Annotated in this window: 24 protein-coding genes and 1 tRNA gene; 18 read left to right on the top strand and 7 right to left on the bottom strand. The window is 70.8% G+C overall.

The window, feature by feature from the left end:
* The first annotated feature begins 82 nt into the window (after positions 1 to 82).
* The 16 genes from acpS to WC969_07865 all read left to right on the top strand — a co-directional run bounded on the left by acpS (position 83) and on the right by WC969_07865 (position 12,346).
* Positions 83 to 487 carry a holo-ACP synthase gene (gene acpS, locus WC969_07940; protein ID MFA6029767.1) on the top strand — a complete coding sequence of 135 codons (405 nt, stop codon included), beginning with the start codon at positions 83 to 85 and terminating at the stop codon, positions 485 to 487.
* On the top strand, positions 484 to 1,401 hold the full coding sequence (locus WC969_07935) for an NAD(P)H-hydrate dehydratase (GenBank protein ID MFA6029766.1): 918 nt from the start codon (positions 484 to 486) through the stop codon (positions 1,399 to 1,401). The genes acpS and WC969_07935 overlap by 4 nt, the downstream gene beginning before the upstream one ends.
* A complete protein-coding gene (tsaE, locus tag WC969_07930; protein MFA6029765.1) occupies positions 1,376 to 1,855 on the top strand; it encodes a tRNA (adenosine(37)-N6)-threonylcarbamoyltransferase complex ATPase subunit type 1 TsaE in 480 nt (159 codons plus the stop codon). Before WC969_07935 ends, tsaE begins: the two co-directional genes overlap by 26 nt.
* A complete protein-coding gene (gene tsaB, locus WC969_07925) occupies positions 1,852 to 2,463 on the top strand; it encodes a tRNA (adenosine(37)-N6)-threonylcarbamoyltransferase complex dimerization subunit type 1 TsaB (GenBank protein ID MFA6029764.1) in 612 nt (203 codons plus the stop codon). Before tsaE ends, tsaB begins: the two co-directional genes overlap by 4 nt.
* Positions 2,464 to 2,469: 6 nt before the next feature.
* Positions 2,470 to 2,910 carry a ribosomal protein S18-alanine N-acetyltransferase gene (gene rimI, locus WC969_07920; protein ID MFA6029763.1) on the top strand — a complete coding sequence of 147 codons (441 nt, stop codon included), beginning with the start codon at positions 2,470 to 2,472 and terminating at the stop codon, positions 2,908 to 2,910.
* Positions 2,907 to 5,036, top strand: coding sequence for a tetratricopeptide repeat protein (locus WC969_07915; GenBank protein ID MFA6029762.1), 2,130 nt, complete (start codon positions 2,907 to 2,909; stop codon positions 5,034 to 5,036). The genes rimI and WC969_07915 overlap by 4 nt, the downstream gene beginning before the upstream one ends.
* On the top strand, positions 5,033 to 5,929 hold the full coding sequence (ispE, locus tag WC969_07910) for a 4-(cytidine 5'-diphospho)-2-C-methyl-D-erythritol kinase (protein ID MFA6029761.1): 897 nt from the start codon (positions 5,033 to 5,035) through the stop codon (positions 5,927 to 5,929). Before WC969_07915 ends, ispE begins: the two co-directional genes overlap by 4 nt.
* A 21-nt stretch (positions 5,930 to 5,950) precedes the next feature.
* Positions 5,951 to 6,238, top strand: coding sequence for a SpoVG family protein (locus tag WC969_07905; protein ID MFA6029760.1), 288 nt, complete (start codon positions 5,951 to 5,953; stop codon positions 6,236 to 6,238).
* 16 nt (positions 6,239 to 6,254) lie between these two features.
* Positions 6,255 to 6,325 (top strand) — tRNA-Gln (locus WC969_07900).
* Positions 6,326 to 6,365: 40 nt separating this feature from the next.
* Positions 6,366 to 7,763, top strand: coding sequence for a bifunctional UDP-N-acetylglucosamine diphosphorylase/glucosamine-1-phosphate N-acetyltransferase GlmU (glmU, locus tag WC969_07895; GenBank protein MFA6029759.1), 1,398 nt, complete (start codon positions 6,366 to 6,368; stop codon positions 7,761 to 7,763).
* 11 nt (positions 7,764 to 7,774) lie between these two features.
* The gene (locus tag WC969_07890; GenBank protein ID MFA6029758.1) at positions 7,775 to 8,791 is read left to right on the top strand and encodes a ribose-phosphate pyrophosphokinase; all 1,017 of its coding nucleotides are present in this window, start codon (positions 7,775 to 7,777) and stop codon (positions 8,789 to 8,791) included.
* Between the two features lie 22 nt (positions 8,792 to 8,813).
* Entirely contained in the window at positions 8,814 to 9,560 is a 747-nt protein-coding gene (locus WC969_07885) for a 50S ribosomal protein L25 (GenBank protein MFA6029757.1), read from the top strand.
* 78 nt (positions 9,561 to 9,638) lie between these two features.
* The gene (gene pth, locus WC969_07880; protein ID MFA6029756.1) at positions 9,639 to 10,223 is read left to right on the top strand and encodes an aminoacyl-tRNA hydrolase; all 585 of its coding nucleotides are present in this window, start codon (positions 9,639 to 9,641) and stop codon (positions 10,221 to 10,223) included.
* On the top strand, positions 10,220 to 10,447 hold the full coding sequence (locus WC969_07875) for a hypothetical protein (GenBank protein ID MFA6029755.1): 228 nt from the start codon (positions 10,220 to 10,222) through the stop codon (positions 10,445 to 10,447). The genes pth and WC969_07875 overlap by 4 nt, the downstream gene beginning before the upstream one ends.
* The gene (locus tag WC969_07870) at positions 10,444 to 11,796 is read left to right on the top strand and encodes a TldD/PmbA family protein (GenBank protein MFA6029754.1); all 1,353 of its coding nucleotides are present in this window, start codon (positions 10,444 to 10,446) and stop codon (positions 11,794 to 11,796) included. Before WC969_07875 ends, WC969_07870 begins: the two co-directional genes overlap by 4 nt.
* 1 nt (position 11,797) lies before the next feature.
* Positions 11,798 to 12,346 carry a GNAT family N-acetyltransferase gene (locus WC969_07865; protein ID MFA6029753.1) on the top strand — a complete coding sequence of 183 codons (549 nt, stop codon included), beginning with the start codon at positions 11,798 to 11,800 and terminating at the stop codon, positions 12,344 to 12,346.
* 121 nt (positions 12,347 to 12,467) lie between these two features.
* Here the strand turns inward: WC969_07865 and WC969_07860 are convergent, their stop codons facing one another.
* Together WC969_07860 and WC969_07855 are read right to left on the bottom strand one after the other, a co-directional pair.
* Positions 12,468 to 13,052: a biotin transporter BioY gene (locus WC969_07860; protein ID MFA6029752.1), complete on the bottom strand. Its 585-nt coding sequence runs from the start codon at positions 13,050 to 13,052 to the stop codon at positions 12,468 to 12,470.
* Between the two features lie 39 nt (positions 13,053 to 13,091).
* A complete protein-coding gene (locus WC969_07855) occupies positions 13,092 to 13,841 on the bottom strand; it encodes a HAMP domain-containing sensor histidine kinase (GenBank protein ID MFA6029751.1) in 750 nt (249 codons plus the stop codon).
* 206 nt (positions 13,842 to 14,047) lie between these two features.
* On the opposite strand from WC969_07855, the gene WC969_07850 reads away from it, so the two are divergent.
* On the top strand, positions 14,048 to 14,212 hold the full coding sequence (locus tag WC969_07850; GenBank protein ID MFA6029750.1) for a Trm112 family protein: 165 nt from the start codon (positions 14,048 to 14,050) through the stop codon (positions 14,210 to 14,212).
* Between the two features lie 90 nt (positions 14,213 to 14,302).
* Here WC969_07850 and WC969_07845 read toward each other — a convergent pair whose 3' ends face one another.
* The 5 genes from WC969_07845 to WC969_07825 are packed head-to-tail and all read right to left on the bottom strand — an operon-like array spanning position 14,303 to position 17,019.
* Positions 14,303 to 15,067 (bottom strand): hypothetical protein, encoded by a 765-nt coding sequence (locus WC969_07845; GenBank protein MFA6029749.1) that lies wholly within the window; start codon positions 15,065 to 15,067, stop codon positions 14,303 to 14,305.
* Positions 15,068 to 15,073: 6 nt separating this feature from the next.
* Positions 15,074 to 15,511, bottom strand: a complete 438-nt coding sequence (locus WC969_07840) for a hypothetical protein (GenBank protein ID MFA6029748.1) — start codon at positions 15,509 to 15,511, stop codon at positions 15,074 to 15,076.
* Positions 15,508 to 16,302: a DUF1189 family protein gene (locus tag WC969_07835; GenBank protein ID MFA6029747.1), complete on the bottom strand. Its 795-nt coding sequence runs from the start codon at positions 16,300 to 16,302 to the stop codon at positions 15,508 to 15,510. Before WC969_07835 ends, WC969_07840 begins: the two co-directional genes overlap by 4 nt.
* A 40-nt stretch (positions 16,303 to 16,342) precedes the next feature.
* Positions 16,343 to 16,486 carry a hypothetical protein gene (locus tag WC969_07830; GenBank protein ID MFA6029746.1) on the bottom strand — a complete coding sequence of 48 codons (144 nt, stop codon included), beginning with the start codon at positions 16,484 to 16,486 and terminating at the stop codon, positions 16,343 to 16,345.
* Positions 16,483 to 17,019 (bottom strand): cob(I)yrinic acid a,c-diamide adenosyltransferase, encoded by a 537-nt coding sequence (locus WC969_07825; GenBank protein ID MFA6029745.1) that lies wholly within the window; start codon positions 17,017 to 17,019, stop codon positions 16,483 to 16,485. The genes WC969_07830 and WC969_07825 overlap by 4 nt, the downstream gene beginning before the upstream one ends.
* Positions 17,020 to 17,121: 102 nt before the next feature.
* Between WC969_07825 and sufC the strand changes: the two genes are divergently transcribed.
* On the top strand, positions 17,122 to 17,880 hold the full coding sequence (sufC, locus tag WC969_07820; protein ID MFA6029744.1) for a Fe-S cluster assembly ATPase SufC: 759 nt from the start codon (positions 17,122 to 17,124) through the stop codon (positions 17,878 to 17,880).
* The last annotated feature ends 1 nt before the right edge of the window (position 17,881 follow it).

The following is a 17,881-nucleotide window of genomic DNA, read 5'->3' as shown; positions in this document are numbered from 1 at the left end:
TTGAGCATCCGATGCCGGGAATAGCTCCTATTTCCTGCGGCGCTTCCGGATGCCCGCGTGCTCGATCCGGAAGCGCCGAGTAATGGAGATCGGCCTCGACGTCGTCGAGATCCGGCGCATGGCGCGCCTCGCGCGCCGGGGGGCCTTCCTCAGGCGCGTGTTCACCCCCGCCGAGGTCCGCTACTGCCGCTCGAAGGCCCGCGCGCCCCAGCACTTCGCCGCACGCTTCGCGGCCAAGGAGGCCGTCTGGAAGGCGCTCGGCCGCGCCGGCCTCGCGCTGAACTCGATCGAGGTCGTCCGCGGGCCCGGCGGCCGCCCCGAGCCGCGCGTCGGCGGGCGCCGCGTGCCGGGCCTGAGCCTGTCGCTGACCCACGCCGACCTCTACGCGGCCGCCGTCGCGGTCTTCGCTCCGCCGCGGGCGTCGTCGCGGCGGAGCGAAGCGCGAAAAAAGGCGGCGAAATCTCGGAGCCGGAGAGGCCGTCCATGAGAGCCGGCTCCGAGATCTCGCCGAAAGACCTGCGGCGGGCCTTCCCCGCGCGCAAGGCCGACGCGCATAAGGGGGATTTCGGGCACGTGCTGGTCGTCGCCGGCTCGCGGGGGCTCGGCGGCGCCGCCGCCCTCTGCGCCCGCGCCGCGCTGCGCGGCGGCGCCGGCCTCGTCACCGCCGCGCTGCCCGAGAGCGTCCAGCCCGTCGTCGCCGCCGCCGTCCCCGAGTGCATGACCCTCCCGCTCGCCGAGAACGCGGGCGGCGGCCTGCGCACGGAGTCGGTCGCGCGGATCCTCGCCCTCCACCGCTCCCGCGCCTTCACCGCGCTGGCCCTCGGCCCGGGGCTCGGGACGCACCCCGACACCGCCCGCGCGGTCGTCGCCGTGCTCGGCTCGCTCCCCGTGCCGGCCGTCGTCGACGCCGACGCGCTCAATCTCCTGGCGCTGCAGCCGCGCGAGGCCGTGCATTCGCTCCTCGAGCGCCGCGGCGCGCCCTGCCTCCTCACGCCCCACCCGGGCGAGGCGGCGCGCCTGCTGCGCACGCGCGCCGCCGAGGTGCAGTCCGACCGGCGCCGCGCGGCGGCGTCGCTCGCCGAGGGCTTCGGCTGCGTCTGTCTCCTCAAGGGACACCGCAGCGTCGCGACCGACGGCGAGACCTTCTGGACCAACCCTTCCGGCAACCCGGGGCTGGCGAAAGGCGGCAGCGGCGACGCCCTCACGGGGCTCGCGGCCGCCCTGCTCGCCCAGCATCCCGAGCCCTCCTCGACGGAGGGCGTCCTCGAATGCGCGGCGCTCGCCGCCTGGCTCCACGGCCTCGCCGCCGACTACGCGGTGCGCGAGAAGACCGCCCGCTGTCTCCTGGCCTCCGACGTCATCGAGGCCTTCCCTCATGCCTTCCGCAAAGCCGGTCTTTAAGACGCTGCTCGCGTCCGAGCGCGACACCCTTCGCCTCGCCGGCGCGGCGGCGGAGCGCGCCCGCGGCGGGGAGGTCGTCGCCCTGCGCGGAGAACTCGGCAGCGGCAAGACCGTCTTCGTGCGCGGCTTCCTGCGCGCGCTGGGCTGGCGCGGGCCGGTGCGCAGCCCGACCTTCGCGCTCATCCACGAGTACCGGCGCCTCGAGCCCCGCGTCCACCACCTCGACCTCTACCGCCTCAAGCCCCGCGACCTTCCCGGGCTCGGCCTGGGAGACATCCTCGGCCGGACGGGCTCCGTCTGCCTCATCGAGTGGCCGGAGGCGGCGGAGGACTGGCTGCCGTCCGACCGGCTCGAGGTCGTCCTCTCCCACGCCGACGGCGGCGGCCGCGCGCTGAGCGCCCGCGCCCGCGGCCCGCGCGCGCGCCGCCTGCTCGCGGCGTGGAGGACGCGATGATCGTCCTCGCCGTGGACACGACCGGGGAGCGTCTCTCCTTCGCGCTCGGCCGGGGCGACGGCCGTCCCCCGCTGACGCGCTCCTCTTTCTCGAAGCGCCCGCACGACGAGCGGCTCTTCGAGGAGGCCGGGCGCCTCCTGCGCGCCGCCGGGCTCGAGCGCGGCGACCTCGACGCCCTCGTCGCGGCGAGCGGGCCGGGGCGCTTCACGGGCATCCGCGTCGGCCTCACCTTCGCGACGATGCTCGCCTCCGCGCTCGGCGTCCCCGCGGTCGCCGTGACCCTCTTCGAGGCCCTCGCCCATCGCGAGGCCCTCGCCGGGGGAGCGGGGAGGGTCTGCGTCGTCCTGCCCGCCTTCCGCGGGGAGCTCTTCCTCCAGGAGTTCGTCCTCGCCCGCGGGAAGGCGAAGCCCGCCGCTCCCCCGCGCTGGATCGACGCGGCGTCGGCCGGGAAGGCCGAGGCCGAGGCCGGCCGGCGCGCGCGGCTCCTGCGCGGCGAGGTCCGCGCGGCGGACCTGCTCGGCCCCGCGCTCGTGCGCCTGGGCGGCCGTCGGCGGAGCCCGGCCCTGCCGCTCTACCTCAAGCCCGCCAACTTCCAGCGGCCCGCCTAGTCGCCCATGCCGATCGCCATCCGCCGCGCTCAAGCCGCGGACCTCGACGCGGTGCTCGCCGTCGAGTCCTCCTGGGCCACCACCCCGCACTGGACGCGGAGGCAGTTCGAGTCCGAGCTCGCTTCCCCGCGCTCGCTCTTTTTCGTCGCGCTCGACGACCTCCTCCTCGCCGGCTACGCGGTGGCCTGGACCGTCGACGTCGAGCTGCAGGTCCTCGACGTCGCCGTGCGGCCGGAGCTGGCCCGGCGCGGCACGGGCCGCCGGCTGCTCGACGCCCTCTACCGCGAGGGTCGGGCGGCGGGCTGCCTGCGCGCGACGCTCGAGGTCAGCGCGAGCAACGGCCCCGCGAGCGCCCTCTACGCGTCCGAGGGCTTCGTCGTTGTGGGCCGTCGGCCCAATTACTATAATGACCGCTCCGACGCCATCCTGATGGACAAACCTCTGTGAAGTTCCCGCCGTCCGCGTTCCTGCTCGCGCTCCTGCTCGTCCCCGCCTCCGCCGCGGCCTCGACGAAGCCCTCCTACGAGCACTACCTCAAGGCGCTCCTGCTCTCGAACCAGGGAAGCTACGAGGCGGCGCTCAAGGAGTACGAGCAGGCCCTCGAGCTCGACCCGCATTCCGCGTTCATGTACCAGCAGGCCGCCGAGCTCGCGCTCGAGATCGGGCGCATCGACAAGGCCCGCGAGCTCGCCGACCGCTTCTCCCAGCTCGCCCCCGAGAACCCCGAGGCCAGCCTGCTCCGGGGGAACGTGGCCTGGGCCCAGGGCGACGCGAAGACCGCCCGGGAGGCCTTCGAGAAGGCCGCCGACGCCAAGGGCTCCCCCGAGATCCAGCGCAAGGCCCTCTTCGCCCTCGGCAGCCTCCTGAGCGCCGAGTCCCCCGAGAAGGCGAAGAAGTACCTCGAGCGCTACCTGGCCTCGAGCCCGGAGAACGCCTCCGAGGCGGAGTATCAGATCGCGCTCATCGAGCAGCGCGCCGAGCGGATCGACGAGTCGGCCCGCCATCTGCGCGAGGCGCTGCGCCTCGACCCCGAGAACATGCAGGCGCGCTACACCCTCGCGCAGCTCCACGAGGTCCGCAAGGACACCGCGGCCGCGCTCGGCGTCTATGAGGAGCTCCTCCAGCGCGACCCGCGCAACATCGCCCTGCTCGACCGCATCGGGGAGATCCACTTCCTCCAGGAGGACCCGGCCCGCGCGAAGGAGTACTTCGCCCGCGCGAAGGCCGCGGCCCCCGACCACCCCGCGACCTGCCTCTGGCTCGCGCTGCTCGCCGAGGCGGAGCGCGACTTCGCCGGGGCCGCGCGCAGCATCCGCGACAGCGCGGCGCTCAAGGACGACGCGGGCCTGAACCTGCGCCTGAGCTACTACCTGACCCAGGCCGGGCGGCTCGGCGAGGCCGTCGAGGCCCTCGAGACGGCCCGCAAGCGCTGGCCCGAGAACGAGGACATCTCCTACTTCCTCGCGCTCGGCTACGACGACCTCAAGAAGGTCCCGCAGGCGATCGCGCTGCTCCAGAGCGTGCTGGCGACGAGCCCCGACCACCGCGACGCCCGCTTCCAGCTCGGCGCGGTCCTGGAGCGCAACGCCCGCATGACCGAGGCCGAGGCGCAGTTCCGCCTCCTTCTCTCGAAGAACCCGGCCGACGCGCCCGCCCTGAACTATCTCGGCTACTCGCTCGCGGACCGCGGGCTCAAGCTCGAGGACGCCGAGGCCCTCATCCGCCGCGCCGTCGAGCTCGAGCCCAAGAACGGGGCCTACCGCGACTCGCTCGGCTGGGTCCTCTTCAAGCGCGGGCGCCCGCGCGAGGCCCTCGACGAACTGCAGAAGGCGCTCGCCCTCGTCGCCGACGACGACGCCGTCTGGGACCACGTCGGCGAGACCTACGCCGTGCTCCGCGACACCCCCGCCGCGTGGGCCGCCTGGCGCGCCGCCGCGGCCGTCGCCCCGGCGAAGCCGGAGTTCGCCCGCAAGGCGGAGAAGGTCGAGCCCCTCATCGACGGCGAGAAGCTCGGGGGTCTGTACATGGCGCTCTTCGCGCGGACCCAGGGGGAGATCCGGACCTTCGGCGCCCCCTGCGCGTTCGAGGCGGACATCGCGGGGCGGAAGGTCCGGCTCCAGGCGCTCGTGCGCTTCAAGGCGCCCTACGAGCTGAGCTTCGAGGTCCTCGGCCCGCTCTTCGTCCCGGTCTTCCGCGCCGCTTTCACGGGAAAGGACGCCTTCGAATCCGACCGGCTGAACATCGACGGGGTCGGCGAGGAGGCGGCCCGCGCCGCGCTGATGGCCGCGCTCGGACGCATGCGCGACGTCCTCAACGGCGGGATCTACGCGGGGCCCTCCCTGCACCGCCGCTGGTGGGGCTCGCGCTTCATCGAGACCCCGGGCGCGCGGCTCTATCCCGACGCCTCGCGCGCGCGGCTGGAGACGGTGAAGTACGACGACGGCCTCACGATGCGGCTGCTCGACCCCCGGTCCTACGGGACGCGCCTGCTTCCGACGCGCTTCGAGTTCAAGGGACGCGGCTTCAAGGTCGAGTTCCGCTTCGGCGAGCCGCTCCTGAGGTTCAAGGAATGAGCGGGCCCAACGTGCAGACCCAGTGTCCCGCGAAGGTCAACCTCTTCCTCGAGGTGACCGGCCGCCGGCCCGACGGCTACCACACCCTCGCCACCCTCTTCGCGAAGATCGCGCTCTTCGACGTCCTCGACTTCGAGCCGGCGCGGGAGTTCTCGCTCGAGATCGTCGACGAGGCCGGGCAGGGGCTCGCCGCCGGAGAGGACAACCTCGTGCTCCGCGCCGCCCGCGCCTTCCGCTCCGCCTTCCGCACCGGGGCGGGGGCCCGCATCCGGCTGACCAAGCGCATCCCGATGGGCGCGGGCCTCGGCGGGGGCTCCTCCGACGCGGCCGGCACGCTGCTCGGCCTCGCCCGCCTCTACCGGATGGAGCGCAAGACCGGCCTGATGCCGAAGCTCCGGACGCTCGCCCTCGGGCTCGGGGCCGACGTCCCCGTCTTCCTGCACCCCTCGCCCTTCACGGAAGGACGGGGAGTCGGCGAGCGCTTGAGGCCGATCAAGGTCGGCCGCACGCTCCCCTACATGCTCCTCGTCTACCCCGGAGTGAACGTCCCGACGAAGGACGTTTTCGGCCGTTTGACGCGTCCTTCGCGCCCCGACGTATTGACGGCGCTTTCCCAACTTAATAAACTCAATAAAAAGCTGGAAAAAGGCGCCCCGATATCGGAATGGGGCCCCTTGGTCTTCAACCGCCTCGAGGCGGGCGTGCTTTCGGGCCACCCGGAGGTGGCTCAGGCGAAGACGATCCTGCTGCGGCTGGGGCTGCAGGGCGTTCTGATGTCGGGTTCGGGATCCTCGGTCTACGGTTTCGTCGGTTCGCAATCGGAAGGGGAGCAGGTCCTCAGACGGCTCAGGGCCTATCCGTGGAAGTCGTACCTCACCTGCTTTCTGGGTTGAGGGCGGCGGCCGGCGAGGAAAATGGAGATCACCGAGATCCGGGTCCACATCCGCGAAGAGGACAAGTTGAAGGCCTTCGTGACGGTGACCTTCGACGGCTGCTTCGTCGTGCGGAACATGAAGATCGTCGAAGGCAGCAAGGGGCTGCTGTTGTGCATGCCCTCGCGCAAGCTGCCCAACGGCGCGTACAAGGACATCGCGCATCCGATTTCGATGGAGTTCAGGAAATTGCTCGAGGACAAGGTGATGGCGGCGTACCAGGAAGAGCTCAAGAACCCGCAGCGCGTCCCCGACGGGGAGCACGAATGAGCGGGTCCCGATCTGTTCCCGGGTGGTGTAATGGTAACACGCCAGCCTTTGGAGCTGGTCTTCTAGGTTCGAATCCTAGCCCGGGAACCCTCTTCGTCCCCGGTGCGGGATCCGCCGGGGAGTGGAAATGACCAACACGAAAGCGCAATCGCTCGGCGTCCTCATCCTCGCGGCCGGACAAGGCACGCGGATGGTCTCCGACCTCCCGAAGGTCCTGCACCCCATCGGCGGACGGCCGATGATCGCCTACCTCCTGCGCCTGGCCAACGCGCTCAAGCCCGCGGGCATCGCGATGGTGGTCGGGCACGGCGAGGAGCAGGTGCGCAAGGCGGTCGCCGACGGCGCGAAGGCCTGGGGGCTCTCCCGGCCGGTGACCTTCATCCGCCAGAAGCAGCAGAACGGCTCGGGCGCGGCCGTCGTCGAATCCCTCCCCTTCATCAAGAAGTACCAGACCGCCCTCGTCATGTGCGGGGACTCCCCGCTGCTGACCTTCGACACGGTCTACGCTCTCGTCAACAACCACGCCCGCGACAAGGCGCAGGTCACCCTGCTCACCGCGCGCATGCCCAGCCCCAAGGGCTACGGCCGCATCGTGCGCACGCCGATGGGCGAGGTCCTGCGCATCGTCGAGGAGTCGCACCTCGCGGGCAAGGAGACCCTCATCAACGAGGTGAACTCCGGGACCTACTGCTTCGAGACCGGACTCCTCGTGGACGCGCTCAAGGAGCTCAAGCCCCAGGGTCCCAAGGGCGAGCGCTACCTGACCGACGCCCTCGAGTCGATGCGCCGCAAGGGCGGCCGCGTGCTCGCCCACGTGACGGCGAACCCCGACGAGGTCCTCGGCATCAACACCCGGCTCCAGCTCGCGCAGGCCGAGCGCGTCGTCAACCGCCGCACCGTGGACCGGCTCATGCTCTCCGGGGTGACGGTCACCGACCCCGCCCACGTCTACGTCGACGCCGACGTCGAGGTCGGCCAGGACACGCTCATCCTCCCCGGGACCGTCCTGCGCGGGAAGACCCGCATCGGGCGCCAGTGCCGCATCGGCCCCTTCAGCCTCCTCGAGGACGCGGCGATCGGCAACGAGTCGAGCGTCGCCTTCTCCCAGGTCGTCTCGGCGCGGGTCCTCGAGAAGTGCTCGATCGGCCCCTTCTCCAACATCCGTCCCGACAGCGTCATCGGCCCCCGCGCGAAGGTCGGCAACTTCAGCGAGATCAAGAACGCGAAGATCGGCTTCGGCTCGAAGGTCCCGCACCTGAGCTACGTCGGCGACGCGGAGCTCGCCGAGGACGTCAACATCGGGGCCGGCACGATCACCTGCAACTACGACGGCGTCGAGAAGCACAAGACGATCATCGGGGCGAAGGCCTTCATCGGCTCGAACGTGAACCTCGTCGCCCCGGTCCGCATCGGGCGCGGCGCCAAGGTCGGCGCCGGCTCGACGATCACCGAGGACGTGCCCGAAGGAGCGCTCGCGCTCGCCCGGGCCCAGCAGGTCAACAAGATGCGCAAGCCGGGGGCTTGATTGTGACCCTTATGACCGACGCAAAGCCGGGAATCGCCGTGAACCCCGAGGCGCGCACCATCGTGCGGCCCGAGGGCGTACTGACGTCGGCCCAGAAGTCCGGCCTGCGCCTCTTCAGCGGCAACGCGAACCGTCCCCTCGCCGACCGCATCGCCGAGTATCTCGGCGTGCCCCTCGGACGGGCCGACGTCGGACGCTTCGCCGACGGCGAGATCAACGTCCACATCCAGGAGAACGTCCGCGGCCGCGACTGCTACGTCATCCAGTCCACCGGGCGCCCCGTCAACGAGAATCTGATGGAGCTGCTGGTGATGATCGACGCCCTGCGGCGCGCCAGCGCGGGCCGCATCACCGCCGTCATCCCCTACTTCGGCTACGCCCGCGCCGACCGCAAGACCCAGCCGCGCGTGCCGATCTCGGCGAAGCTCGTCGCCAACCTCATCACCGAGGCGGGCGCCCAGCGCATGGTCACGGTGGACCTCCACGCCGGGCAGATCCAGGGCTTCTTCGACATCCCCGTCGACCACCTCATCGCCGCGCCGGTCTTCCTCGACTATCTCCGCGGCAAGGGGCTCAAGGACGTCGTCTGCGTCTCTCCCGACGTGGGCGGCGTCGAGCGCGCCCGCGCGTTCGCCAAGCGCCTTTCGGCCGGCCTCGTCATCATCGACAAGCGGCGTCCCAAGCCCAACATCGCCTCCGTCTACAACGTCATCGGCGACGTCGAGGGCAAGGTCGCCGTGCTCTTCGACGACATGGTCGACACCGGCGGGACGCTCACGAAGGTCGCCTCGAAGCTGCGCGAGCGGGGGGCGACGAAGATCCTCGCCACCTGCGTGCACGGGGTCCTCTCCGGGAACGCCCGCGAGCTCATCGAGCAGTCGGAGATCGAGGAGCTGCTCGTCACCGATACGCTTCCGTTCCAGGCCGAGCCCGGGGGGAAGATCCTCCAGCTCTCCATCGCCCCGCTCGTCGGCGAGGCCATCCGCCGCAACCACTGCGGCGAGTCCATCAGCGAGCTTTTCGTCTGAACTGAGAAACCACGAGGTCAAAATGGCAGAGATCGAACTGAAGGTCCAGCTGAGGTCCGACAAGGGCAGCAAGAAAGCCCTCACGGACCTGCGCAAGAATTCCCTCATCCCCGGCATCGTCTACGGCGGCAAGGGCGGGAACACCCAGGTCGTCGTCGGCGAGAAGGAGCTCCTCACCGCCCTCAAGAAGGGCGGCAAGAACGTCCTGCTCCGCCTCAAGCACGACAAAGGCGAGGACACCGTCATCGTCAAGGAGCTCCAGCGGCACGTCGTGACGAGCCGTCCGATCCACGCGGACTTCCAGCGCGTCTCGCTCACCGAGAAGATCGACGTCAAGATCCGCATCGTGACCGTCGGCGAGGCCCCGGGCGTGAAGCTCCAGGGCGGCATCCAGGAGCAGGTCCTGCGCGAGCTCAAGGTGCGCTGCTTCCCCAACGCCATCCCCGAGCAGGTCCAGGTCGACGTCTCCAAGCTCAACATCAACGAGACCCTCTACGTCTCGGACCTGCAGATCCCCGAGGGCGTCGAGGTCGTCGAGGACCCGAAGCACATCGTGGTCCACATCGTCATCCCGGCCGCCGAGGAAGAGAAGCCGGCCGAGGACGCCGTCCCCGGAGCCGCCGAGCCCGAGGTCATCGCCAAGGGCAAGAAGGACGAGGACGAGGAAGGCGCCGCACCCGCGAAGGACGCCAAGGGCGCCCCCGCTGGGAAGGCCGATGCCAAGCCCGCGGGCAAGGCCGAGGCCGGCAAGAAGGACGACAAGAAGTAACGTTCCCGGGGCCTCCGGTTCGACGGCGAACCGGAGGCCTCGGGCTTTTTCTCTGCGCCTGTGCCGGAGAGCGTCCTCATGATACGCCTCGTCGTCGGCCTCGGGAACCCCGGGCCGGAGTACGCCGCGACCCGCCACAACGTCGGCTACCGCACCGTCGACCTCCTCGCCGGCGAGGCCGGGGCTTCCTGGAAGCCCTCTCCCGCCGGCGAAGGCCTGTGCGCCGAGGCCCGTCTCGGGGACCGCCCGGTCCGTCTGGCCAAGGCGCTCACCTACATGAACGCCTCCGGGGAGATGGTCGGAGCCGCCGCGCGCTTCTGGAAGATCCCTCCCGCCGAGGTCCTCATCGTCTCCGACGACATCGACCTGCCGCTGGGCCGCATCCGCATCCGCCTGAAGGGCTCCTCCGGCGGTCAGCGGGGGCTCGAATCCGTGCTCTCCCATCTGGGGACCCGCGAGGTCCCGCGCGTACGCCTCGGCGTGGGCCCCAAGCCCGCGCAGATCGACGCGGCCTCCTTCGTGCTGGGACGCTTCCGTCCCGACGAGCGGGAGGCGGGCGACGGGATGATCGCGCGCGCCGCCGAGGCCGTGGCGGCCGCCTGTTCCGACGGGATCGAGAAGGCCATGAACCGCTACAACCCCGCCGAGGGAGAGGCCGCGTGATCGCCCCCTGGACGAAGGTCTTCATCGGGATCTTCTTCTTCCTCCTCGGGCTGGGCTACCTCTGCCGGCCGACGGTCATCGAGCGCCTCTGCGCGTTCATGCGCGAGGTCGTGTTCAACGACGCGCACATGGCCCTCGAGCGGCGCAAGTGGGGCGTCTTCTTCCTCCTCCTCTCGCTCCTCTTCCTTTACATGGGCTATACGGCGCTCTACCCCGTGCGATGACTCCCCTCGACCTGCGGGACGAAGCGCAGCGCGCGGTGGAATGGGTCCGCGGCCGCGCCGGCGCTCCCGCCGCCGAGGTCTACCTCTACCGCGGGGAGAGCCGCAGCTTCGAGCTGCGCGACGGCCGCCCGCACACGCGCCAGCATTCCGCCGAGCTCGGCATGGGCCTGCGCCTCTTCGCGGGCGGGCGCATGGGCTTCGCCTCGGCCGGCGGCCTCGGAGCGGACGTGCTCCCGCGCCTCTACGAGCTCGCCGCGAGCCAGCTCCGCCTCCTTCCCGTCGACGAGCACCGGGCTCTTCCCGTCCCCTCGAAGGAGGCCCCGGGCGCTCCGAAGGCCCTCGAGGACCCCTCGATCATGGAGGGACCGCTCTCGGCGCAGGAGCCGCGCCTGCGCGAGCTTCAGGAGAAGGTCCTGGGCGCGGACAAGCGCATCCGCAAGATCCTCGAGGCCGCCTACGGCGAGGGGCGCTCCGAGGTCGCCATCGCGAGCAGCGCCGGCCTCCTCAGCACCGAACGCTCGACCCATTGCGGGGTCGCCCTCGAGGCGCTCGCGGAGCAGGACGGCGAGACCCAGGTGGGCTCCGGCTCGCGCTCCGCCCGCCGCGTCGACGCCCTGGACTTCGGCCGGGCGGCCGAGGAGGCCGTGCAGCGCACGACCGCGCTGCTCGGCTCCAAGCGCGTCCCCACGCGCCGGCGCGCGGTGCTCTTCGATCCGTGGGCCGCGGGGGAGATCCTCGACCTCCTCGCCGGCGCGCTCTCCGCCGACGCCGTGCAGAGGGGCAAGTCTCTCTTCAAGGGACGGCTGGGACAGGCCGTCGCCAGCCCGCTGGTGAGCCTCGTCGACGACCCGCTCATGGACGGGGGGCTCTCGAGCTCCCGCTTCGACGACGAGGGGCTCCCCACCCGCCGCAAGGAGATGCTCCGCGCCGGCGAGCTCCGGGAGTTCTTCTACGATTCCTACACGGCGAGCAAGGACGCCCGGGCCTCCAACGGCTGCGCCTCGCGCTCGGGCTACAAGGGCCTGCCGAGCCCCGGCCCCTCGAACTTCCACCTCGCGCCGGGCGCCTCCAAGCGCGCCGACCTGCTCTCCGGGACCCGCGACGGGCTCCTCGTGCTGGAGCTCCTCGGCATGCACACGGCCGACCCCATCTCCGGGGAGTTCTCGGTCGGGGTCGGCGGGCTCGCCGTCGAGGACGGGAAGCTCACGCACGGGGTCAAGGGCGCGATGCTCTCGGGCAACCTCCTCGACCTCCTCGGGCGCGTCGACGCGGTCGCCGACGACCTCGTCTTCTACGGCAGTCTCGCCGCCCCGACCTTCCGCGTCGCCGACCTCATGGTGGCGGGCTGAGATGGCCCTCCTCGAGCCCCGCGTCGTCGAGCTCAAGGACGGCCGCAAGGCCGTCGTGCGGCACCTCGAGCCCGCGGACGCCCCGCGCCTGCCGGATTTCATGGAGCGCATCGCGGTGGAGACGACCCACACGATGATGTACGTCGGCCGCCGTTTCGAACTGAAGGAGCTCGAGGCGCGGCTGCAGCGGACCCATAGATGCCCCGCGTCCCTCGACGCCGGGGTCTTCCACGACGAGGTCCTGGTGGGGGCCCTCCTCCTCACCCCGGAGAACCAGAACCACCCCTGGATCCGCCACTGCGCCAGCTTCGGCATGATGCTCCTCAAGGACTACTGGGGGCAGGGGCTCGGCCGCCGGCTCCTGGCGCTCATGGAGGAGCACGCCGCGCGCCGGGGCCTGCGCCGCATCGAGGCGGCGGTCCGCGTCGAGAACTCCCGCGGCATGGCCCTCTACCTCAGCGCCGGCTACCGCGTCGAAGGGCTGCGGCGCTCCGCGGCCTACATCGACGGTCGCTTCGAAGACGAGTACGTCATCGCGAAGCTCCTGTAGCATTAGAAATCCCCTGACGGGGATTTCTGCTCTGCTCAGGCAAGCTGTTCCCGGCGTCCGGAATCGCCGGAGAAACTCCCCGATAGAAGAGAACTTATCTTAGCTGAGTCGGGAATCCTTGTCAGGATTCCCGACTTCGGAGGAAGCGCCAGGCCAGCGGCAGGGCGGTCGCCGAGAAGGCGATCTTGGCGATGTCCCCGGGGATGAAGGGGTAGAGCCCCAGCGCGAGGACCTTCCCCGGAGGGACGAAGCGGGCCAGTCCGTAGAGGCCCATGCCGTAGACCACCGCGGTGCCCGCGAGCATCATGAGCGCCGCGCGGAAGTAGCCGCGGCCCCAGCCGCGCTCGGCGAGCAGGCCCACGACGAAGGCGGCCACGGGGAAGGAGAGGAGGTAGCCGCCGGTGGGGCCGAGCAGGAAGGGAAGGCCGGCGCCGCCCGAGGCGAAGAAGGGCATCCCCGCGGCGCCCTCGATCAGGTAGAGCGCGACGGCGGCCGCGCCGCGGCGGGCGCCGAAGAGCGCGCCGGCGAGCAGGACCATGGCCGTCTGGCCGGTGACCGGGACCGGGGTGAAGGGCAGGCGCACCGCGCACTGGGCGGAGAGGCCGATGAGCAGGCTGAAGGCCAGGACTTCCGCGCCGCGGACGGCGGGCGCGGCCGAGGGCGCGACGGCGATCGAGAGGGTCGGATACGTCCGTTCGTTCTGCATGGGCGGGAGTTTAGCAAAAATGCCCGCCCGAGCGACTTCTCAGGCGCGCTCGGCCGCGGGCCGCGGCTGAGGGTCCTTCTCCTCGAGGGCGATGTGCGTCGGCAGGGTGAAGGAGAAGGTCGACCCTTTCCCCGGTTCGCTCTCGACGCCGATCTCGCCTCCCTGCAGCTCCACCATCGAGCGCGAGATGGCCAGCCCGAGCCCCGTCCCTTCCATCCGCCTTTCGCCCGCCGCCGCCTGGCTGAAGAAGCGGAACACCCGGGGCAGGTCTCCGGCGGCGATGCCGCAGCCGGTGTCGCTGACGCTGAAGAGCGCATAGCCCGCCCGGTCCCCCTTGCCCGCTTCGACGCGCACCCGCACCCGGCCGCCCGCCGGCGTGAACTTGAGCGCGTTGGAGAGGAGGTTGATGAGGACCTGCACCGTGCGCCGCGGGTCCGCGTCCACGGCCGCGCAGGGGGGCGAGACCTCGAGCGCGAGGTCGATGCCTTTCTTGCGCGCGAGCGGGGAGAGGCTTTCGACCGCCTCGGCCGCCAGGGCGCGGGGGTCGCAGGGGACGGGGAAGACGCGCATGCGGCCGGCCTGCAGTTTGGAGAGGTCGAGGATGTCGTCGATGAGGTTCTTGAGCCGCTCCGTGTTGCGCAGGGCGATGTCGAGCATCTGTCGCTCGTCGGCCGGAAGACGCTCCTCGCAGTCCTTGATCGTTTCCAGGGCGCAGCGGATGGAGGTCAGGGGCGCGCGGAGCTCGTGCGTGAGGTAGGCCGCCGTCTTCTGTTCGAGGTTCTCTGCCATGACGCTCACCTCTTCCGTCATCCTCAGGATAGCCCCGGCAGTCCCCGCGATGATGAAGAAATCCTGAATCCGTGCGAATTAACGATGAATTCTGCCGATCCGAGCGATATATCAGCTTTCACGCCTGGTGTCCGGACACCTGGTGTCCGGACACCAGGTGTTGCGATACCTGGTGTGGAGGCGGGAAGAGCTGATATAATCGAGATATGACTCTGGACCCGAAGCTGCTGGAGATCCTCGCCTGTCCTGCCTGCAAGGGGCCGCTCGCCCATCCCTCCGAAGACGCGCTCGACTGCGCGGCCTGCCGCAAGCGCTACCCGGTGCGCGACGGCATCCCGGTGATGCTCGTCGAAGAAGCCCGCCCGATCTGAAGAACGCAGCCGTTCTTTCTCTCCGATAGGGAAGAGGAAGGACTTCCTCGTTCTGCGTTCTTCAGGGGGGGTACGCCCCGGGGATCCCGGTCAGTGCGGGTGGATGACGAGGGGCGGCGGCGTCTCGAAGCTCGCGCCGATCTCCGAGTCCTCTTCCGGCTCCGTCAGCAGGAAGTCCTTGCCGCTGCGGCTCAGGCGCATGCCGCCGGAGCGCAGGCCCTTCACGCTCCAGCCGAGCTCGAGCTCCTTGCTGCGGCCGACCTTGCCCGGCAGGCCGAGCGTGAAGCGTCCGCCCGCGTCGGCCGCGGCGCTCGCGATGCTGACGAACCAGGTCGGGGCCGCGACGCCCTCGACCCCGGGGTCGAGCAGGTTCCGGGCCTCGAGGGTCACGGGCAGCTCGACGTCTTCGGGGCCGCGGGGGCGCGTGAGCGTGGCCTCGGCCCGGAAGTCGAAGGAGCACTGCCGCCGGAAGGGGGCCGCGACGAGGTCCGCGGGGACCGACAGGACCACGATGGGGAGCATCACGACCATCGCGACGAGGCCCATGATGATCGAGCGCGGGTCGGGGTCGCGCGTGAAGACGCCCTGGGCCATGTAGCGGTAGCTGCGGCCGACCGAGCGCGTGTACTCCATCCCGAAGGGGCGGCCGCTGCAGGAGAGGCCGGTGACGCTCGCCGTGTCGATGTGCACGCGCACGTCGGAGACCGGGAGGATGTAGGATTCGCTGCGCAGGTCGGCGGGCTCGATGAGGCTCGTCTCCCCCCGCGGGGGTTCCCCCGCGGTCGCGCAGAGGGCGGGGAGGGGCTGAAGGACGACGAGGGCGGCGAGCGCGGCCGCGACGAGCTTTCTCATCATGGGACCTCAGTTCTCGCGGTCGATCCGGATGTCGACGCCGCCGTCGTCGTTGCGGGCGGAGCCCGGATGCGAGCCCGTCAGGTCGCCGTGCAGGGTCAGCCCGGCCTGGCCGTGGGTGCTCAGCTGGGCCTTCACCGAGAGCGAACCCTTCCAGACCGGCCCCGGCAGGACCAGGTCTTCCTCGTTCATCTCGTACTTCAGCGGGAGCTTCGGGTTCACGGTCCGCTTCATCGCCACCGGGATCCCGGCGGCGTTGGAGGCGACGATGAAGAGCACGGAGTTCGGCCGCTCGGTCCGGGTGTGCAGCGGGCCCGCGACGGAAACGACGCCCGAGAGGTGGAAGCGGCGCGGCTCCTCCCCCGAGCCCGTCGGCGGCTGGCAGGCCCAGAGCGCGAGGGCTCCGGCCGCGAGCAGCGCGAGCGTCGCGGGAGCGGCCTTCCTCAAGCTTCGGCCGGCGGCGCGGCGGGAGCCGGCCGCATCTGGCGGATCGCCTGCCAGAGGTACACGCCCACCAGGATGAGCGAGAGCAGGCCGAAGTAGGGGATCGGCCGCGGCAGGAAGAGCATGACCGCCTGGAGCACGATGACCGGGGTCTGCGCGTAGACCGCCGCGCGGTAGAGCGGCCCGTGCTCGAGCTCGGCCTTGAGCCCGGCGCTGATGAGCAGGCCCAGCAGCGAGTAGACGAGCGCCGAGAGATGCTTCCAGACGAAGAAGACCAGCCAGGTCGTGAAGAAGGCGATCGGGTAGAGGACCTTCTTGAGCACGGCGGCCGCGTTGCGGTAGAAGGCGGCGTCGAGCTTCACGGGTTCCGCGTTCTGCGCGCGGCCGAGGTCGTAGGCCTCCATCTTGTCGTTGTTGAGGACGTAGACGGTGTTCTGCGTGACGAAGGCCGAGGCGGTGCTCGCCGCGAGCTCGGCGGGCGCGACCGGGGTGGTGCGGGTGGTGTCGATGACGAAGGCGAGCCGTTCGCTGGCCGGGTGCTGGATGCGCACGGGGCCGGGGAGCGCGCTCGAGAGCTTCCCTTTCTCGAGGGTCATGGTCGGGATGTTGACCGCGGCCCACTCGGCGCCTTCGTCGATGCGGGGGCCCACTCGGGCGTAGAGCGCGATCAGCGAGAGGAGGGCGAAGACCAGCCCGATGTAGGCCAGGTAGCCGACGGTCTCGGCGATGGACTTCTTCGGGACCTCGCGGTAGAACGGGAAATCGACCAGACTGCGGACGGGATCGAGGATCATCGTGCCTCCGGGGCTTCGGTGGTGAAGGATAGCATTTGGCTCAGCGGCGGGAGAACTCCTCCAGGACGCGCGCCGCGACGAGCAGCGCGGACGCGACGGTGAGGACGGCGATGCCGACCGTGATCAGGCGCCGGGAGAGCTTCTCGCGGAACGCCCGGCCCTCCGGGCTCTCGATGCGCCTCATCGTCCCCTCCAGAGGGGCTCCGGCCTGCGGAGCCGGCGGTTGGTCCAGCGGGCGGCGACGAAGAGCCAGTCGGAGAGCCGGTTGAGGTAGGGCAGGCCTCCGTGCGGAGCGCGGGCGCCGAGTCCCGCCGCCCTGCGCTCCGCGCTCCGGCAGGCGGCGCGGGCGAGGTGGAGGGCCGCTCCGGCGGGGGCGCCGCTCGGGAGGAGGAAGTTCCGCAGGCGCGGGAGCTCCTTCTCCATGCGGTCGATCTCCCGCTCGAGCGCCGAGACGCGGGAGGGGGAGAAGGGCTTCGAGCGGGGGGCGGCGAAGCGCGCGCCGAGCTCGAGGAGCTCTCCCTGGACTCGCTGCAGGGCCGAGCGCAGGGGGGCGAAGGCGGGCTTCGCCGGCAGGGCGGCCAGGGCGCAGCCGAGCCGGCAGGAGAGCTCGTCGAGCTCCCCGAGCGCCGCGATCCGGGGGTCGTCCTTGCGGACCCGGGGACCGGGGCGGGAGAGGTCGGTGCGGCCGTCGTCTCCGAGCCGGGTGTAGATGCTCATGGTGTCTGGAGCATTATGGAAAATCGAGGGGGGGCGGACAATCTTGACCAACTTTGTCAGGTATGGTAGACTATGAGCGTACTCAAGGAACCGGAGGAATCCATGCCCGCTTTGCTCGAGATCCAGGACCTGCACGCCGAAGTCGAAGGGAAGCCCATCCTCAAAGGAGTGGACCTCACGGTCAACGCGGGCGAGATCCACGCCCTCATGGGGCCCAACGGCTCCGGCAAGAGCACCCTCTCCAACGTGCTCATGGGACACCCCAAGTACAAGGTCACGAAGGGCCGGCTCCTCTACCGCGGAGAGGACATCACGGCGCTGAGCGCCAGCGAGCGCGCCCGCCGCGGCGTCTTCCTCGCCTTCCAGTATCCCGTCGCCATCCCCGGCGTCACCGTCGCGAACTTCCTGCGCACCGCGATGAAGTCCGTCCACGGCGACGAGTCCGCCTCCGTGAAGGGCTTCCGCAAGGCCCTGCGCGAGCAGATGGGGAAGCTGAGCATGGACGAGAAGTTCGCCTCCCGCTACGTCAACGAGGGCTTCTCGGGCGGAGAGAAGAAGCGCCTCGAGATCCTCCAGATGGCGATGCTCGACCCCAAGCTCGGCATCCTCGACGAGACGGACTCCGGCCTCGACATCGACGCCCTGCGCATCGTCTCGGAGGGCATCAACCGCGTCTTCGGCCCCGACAAGGCCTTCGTCCTCATCACCCACTACCAGCGCATCCTCGACTACGTGAAGCCGGGCTTCGTGCACGTGCTCTCGGAGGGCCGCATCGTCCAGTCGGGCGGGCCGGAGCTGCCGATGGAGCTCGAGAAGAAGGGCTACACCTTCCAGCGCGAGCCCTCGCCGACGGAGGCGTAGG

Source organism: Elusimicrobiota bacterium (assembly GCA_041660925.1).
Lineage (GTDB): Bacteria > Elusimicrobiota > Elusimicrobia > UBA1565 > UBA1565 > JBAZUV01.
Note: the sequence above shows the minus strand (reverse complement) of the source record. Positions and strands in the feature narration are given on the sequence as shown.

Coding starts and splice junctions, on each gene's coding strand:
- acpS (MFA6029767.1), top strand. CDS start 83: ATGGAGATCGGCCTCGACGTCGTCGAGATCCGGCGCATGGCGCGCCTC.
- WC969_07935 (MFA6029766.1), top strand. CDS start 484: ATGAGAGCCGGCTCCGAGATCTCGCCGAAAGACCTGCGGCGGGCCTTC.
- tsaE (MFA6029765.1), top strand. CDS start 1,376: ATGCCTTCCGCAAAGCCGGTCTTTAAGACGCTGCTCGCGTCCGAGCGC.
- tsaB (MFA6029764.1), top strand. CDS start 1,852: ATGATCGTCCTCGCCGTGGACACGACCGGGGAGCGTCTCTCCTTCGCG.
- rimI (MFA6029763.1), top strand. CDS start 2,470: ATGCCGATCGCCATCCGCCGCGCTCAAGCCGCGGACCTCGACGCGGTG.
- ispE (MFA6029761.1), top strand. CDS start 5,033: ATGAGCGGGCCCAACGTGCAGACCCAGTGTCCCGCGAAGGTCAACCTC.
- WC969_07905 (MFA6029760.1), top strand. CDS start 5,951: ATGGAGATCACCGAGATCCGGGTCCACATCCGCGAAGAGGACAAGTTG.
- glmU (MFA6029759.1), top strand. CDS start 6,366: ATGACCAACACGAAAGCGCAATCGCTCGGCGTCCTCATCCTCGCGGCC.
- WC969_07890 (MFA6029758.1), top strand. CDS start 7,775: ATGACCGACGCAAAGCCGGGAATCGCCGTGAACCCCGAGGCGCGCACC.
- WC969_07885 (MFA6029757.1), top strand. CDS start 8,814: ATGGCAGAGATCGAACTGAAGGTCCAGCTGAGGTCCGACAAGGGCAGC.
- pth (MFA6029756.1), top strand. CDS start 9,639: ATGATACGCCTCGTCGTCGGCCTCGGGAACCCCGGGCCGGAGTACGCC.
- WC969_07870 (MFA6029754.1), top strand. CDS start 10,444: ATGACTCCCCTCGACCTGCGGGACGAAGCGCAGCGCGCGGTGGAATGG.
- WC969_07865 (MFA6029753.1), top strand. CDS start 11,798: ATGGCCCTCCTCGAGCCCCGCGTCGTCGAGCTCAAGGACGGCCGCAAG.
- WC969_07860 (MFA6029752.1), bottom strand. CDS start 13,052: ATGCAGAACGAACGGACGTATCCGACCCTCTCGATCGCCGTCGCGCCC.
- WC969_07855 (MFA6029751.1), bottom strand. CDS start 13,841: ATGGCAGAGAACCTCGAACAGAAGACGGCGGCCTACCTCACGCACGAG.
- WC969_07850 (MFA6029750.1), top strand. CDS start 14,048: ATGACTCTGGACCCGAAGCTGCTGGAGATCCTCGCCTGTCCTGCCTGC.
- WC969_07845 (MFA6029749.1), bottom strand. CDS start 15,067: ATGATGAGAAAGCTCGTCGCGGCCGCGCTCGCCGCCCTCGTCGTCCTT.
- WC969_07835 (MFA6029747.1), bottom strand. CDS start 16,302: ATGATCCTCGATCCCGTCCGCAGTCTGGTCGATTTCCCGTTCTACCGC.
- WC969_07830 (MFA6029746.1), bottom strand. CDS start 16,486: ATGAGGCGCATCGAGAGCCCGGAGGGCCGGGCGTTCCGCGAGAAGCTC.
- WC969_07825 (MFA6029745.1), bottom strand. CDS start 17,019: ATGAGCATCTACACCCGGCTCGGAGACGACGGCCGCACCGACCTCTCC.
- sufC (MFA6029744.1), top strand. CDS start 17,122: ATGCCCGCTTTGCTCGAGATCCAGGACCTGCACGCCGAAGTCGAAGGG.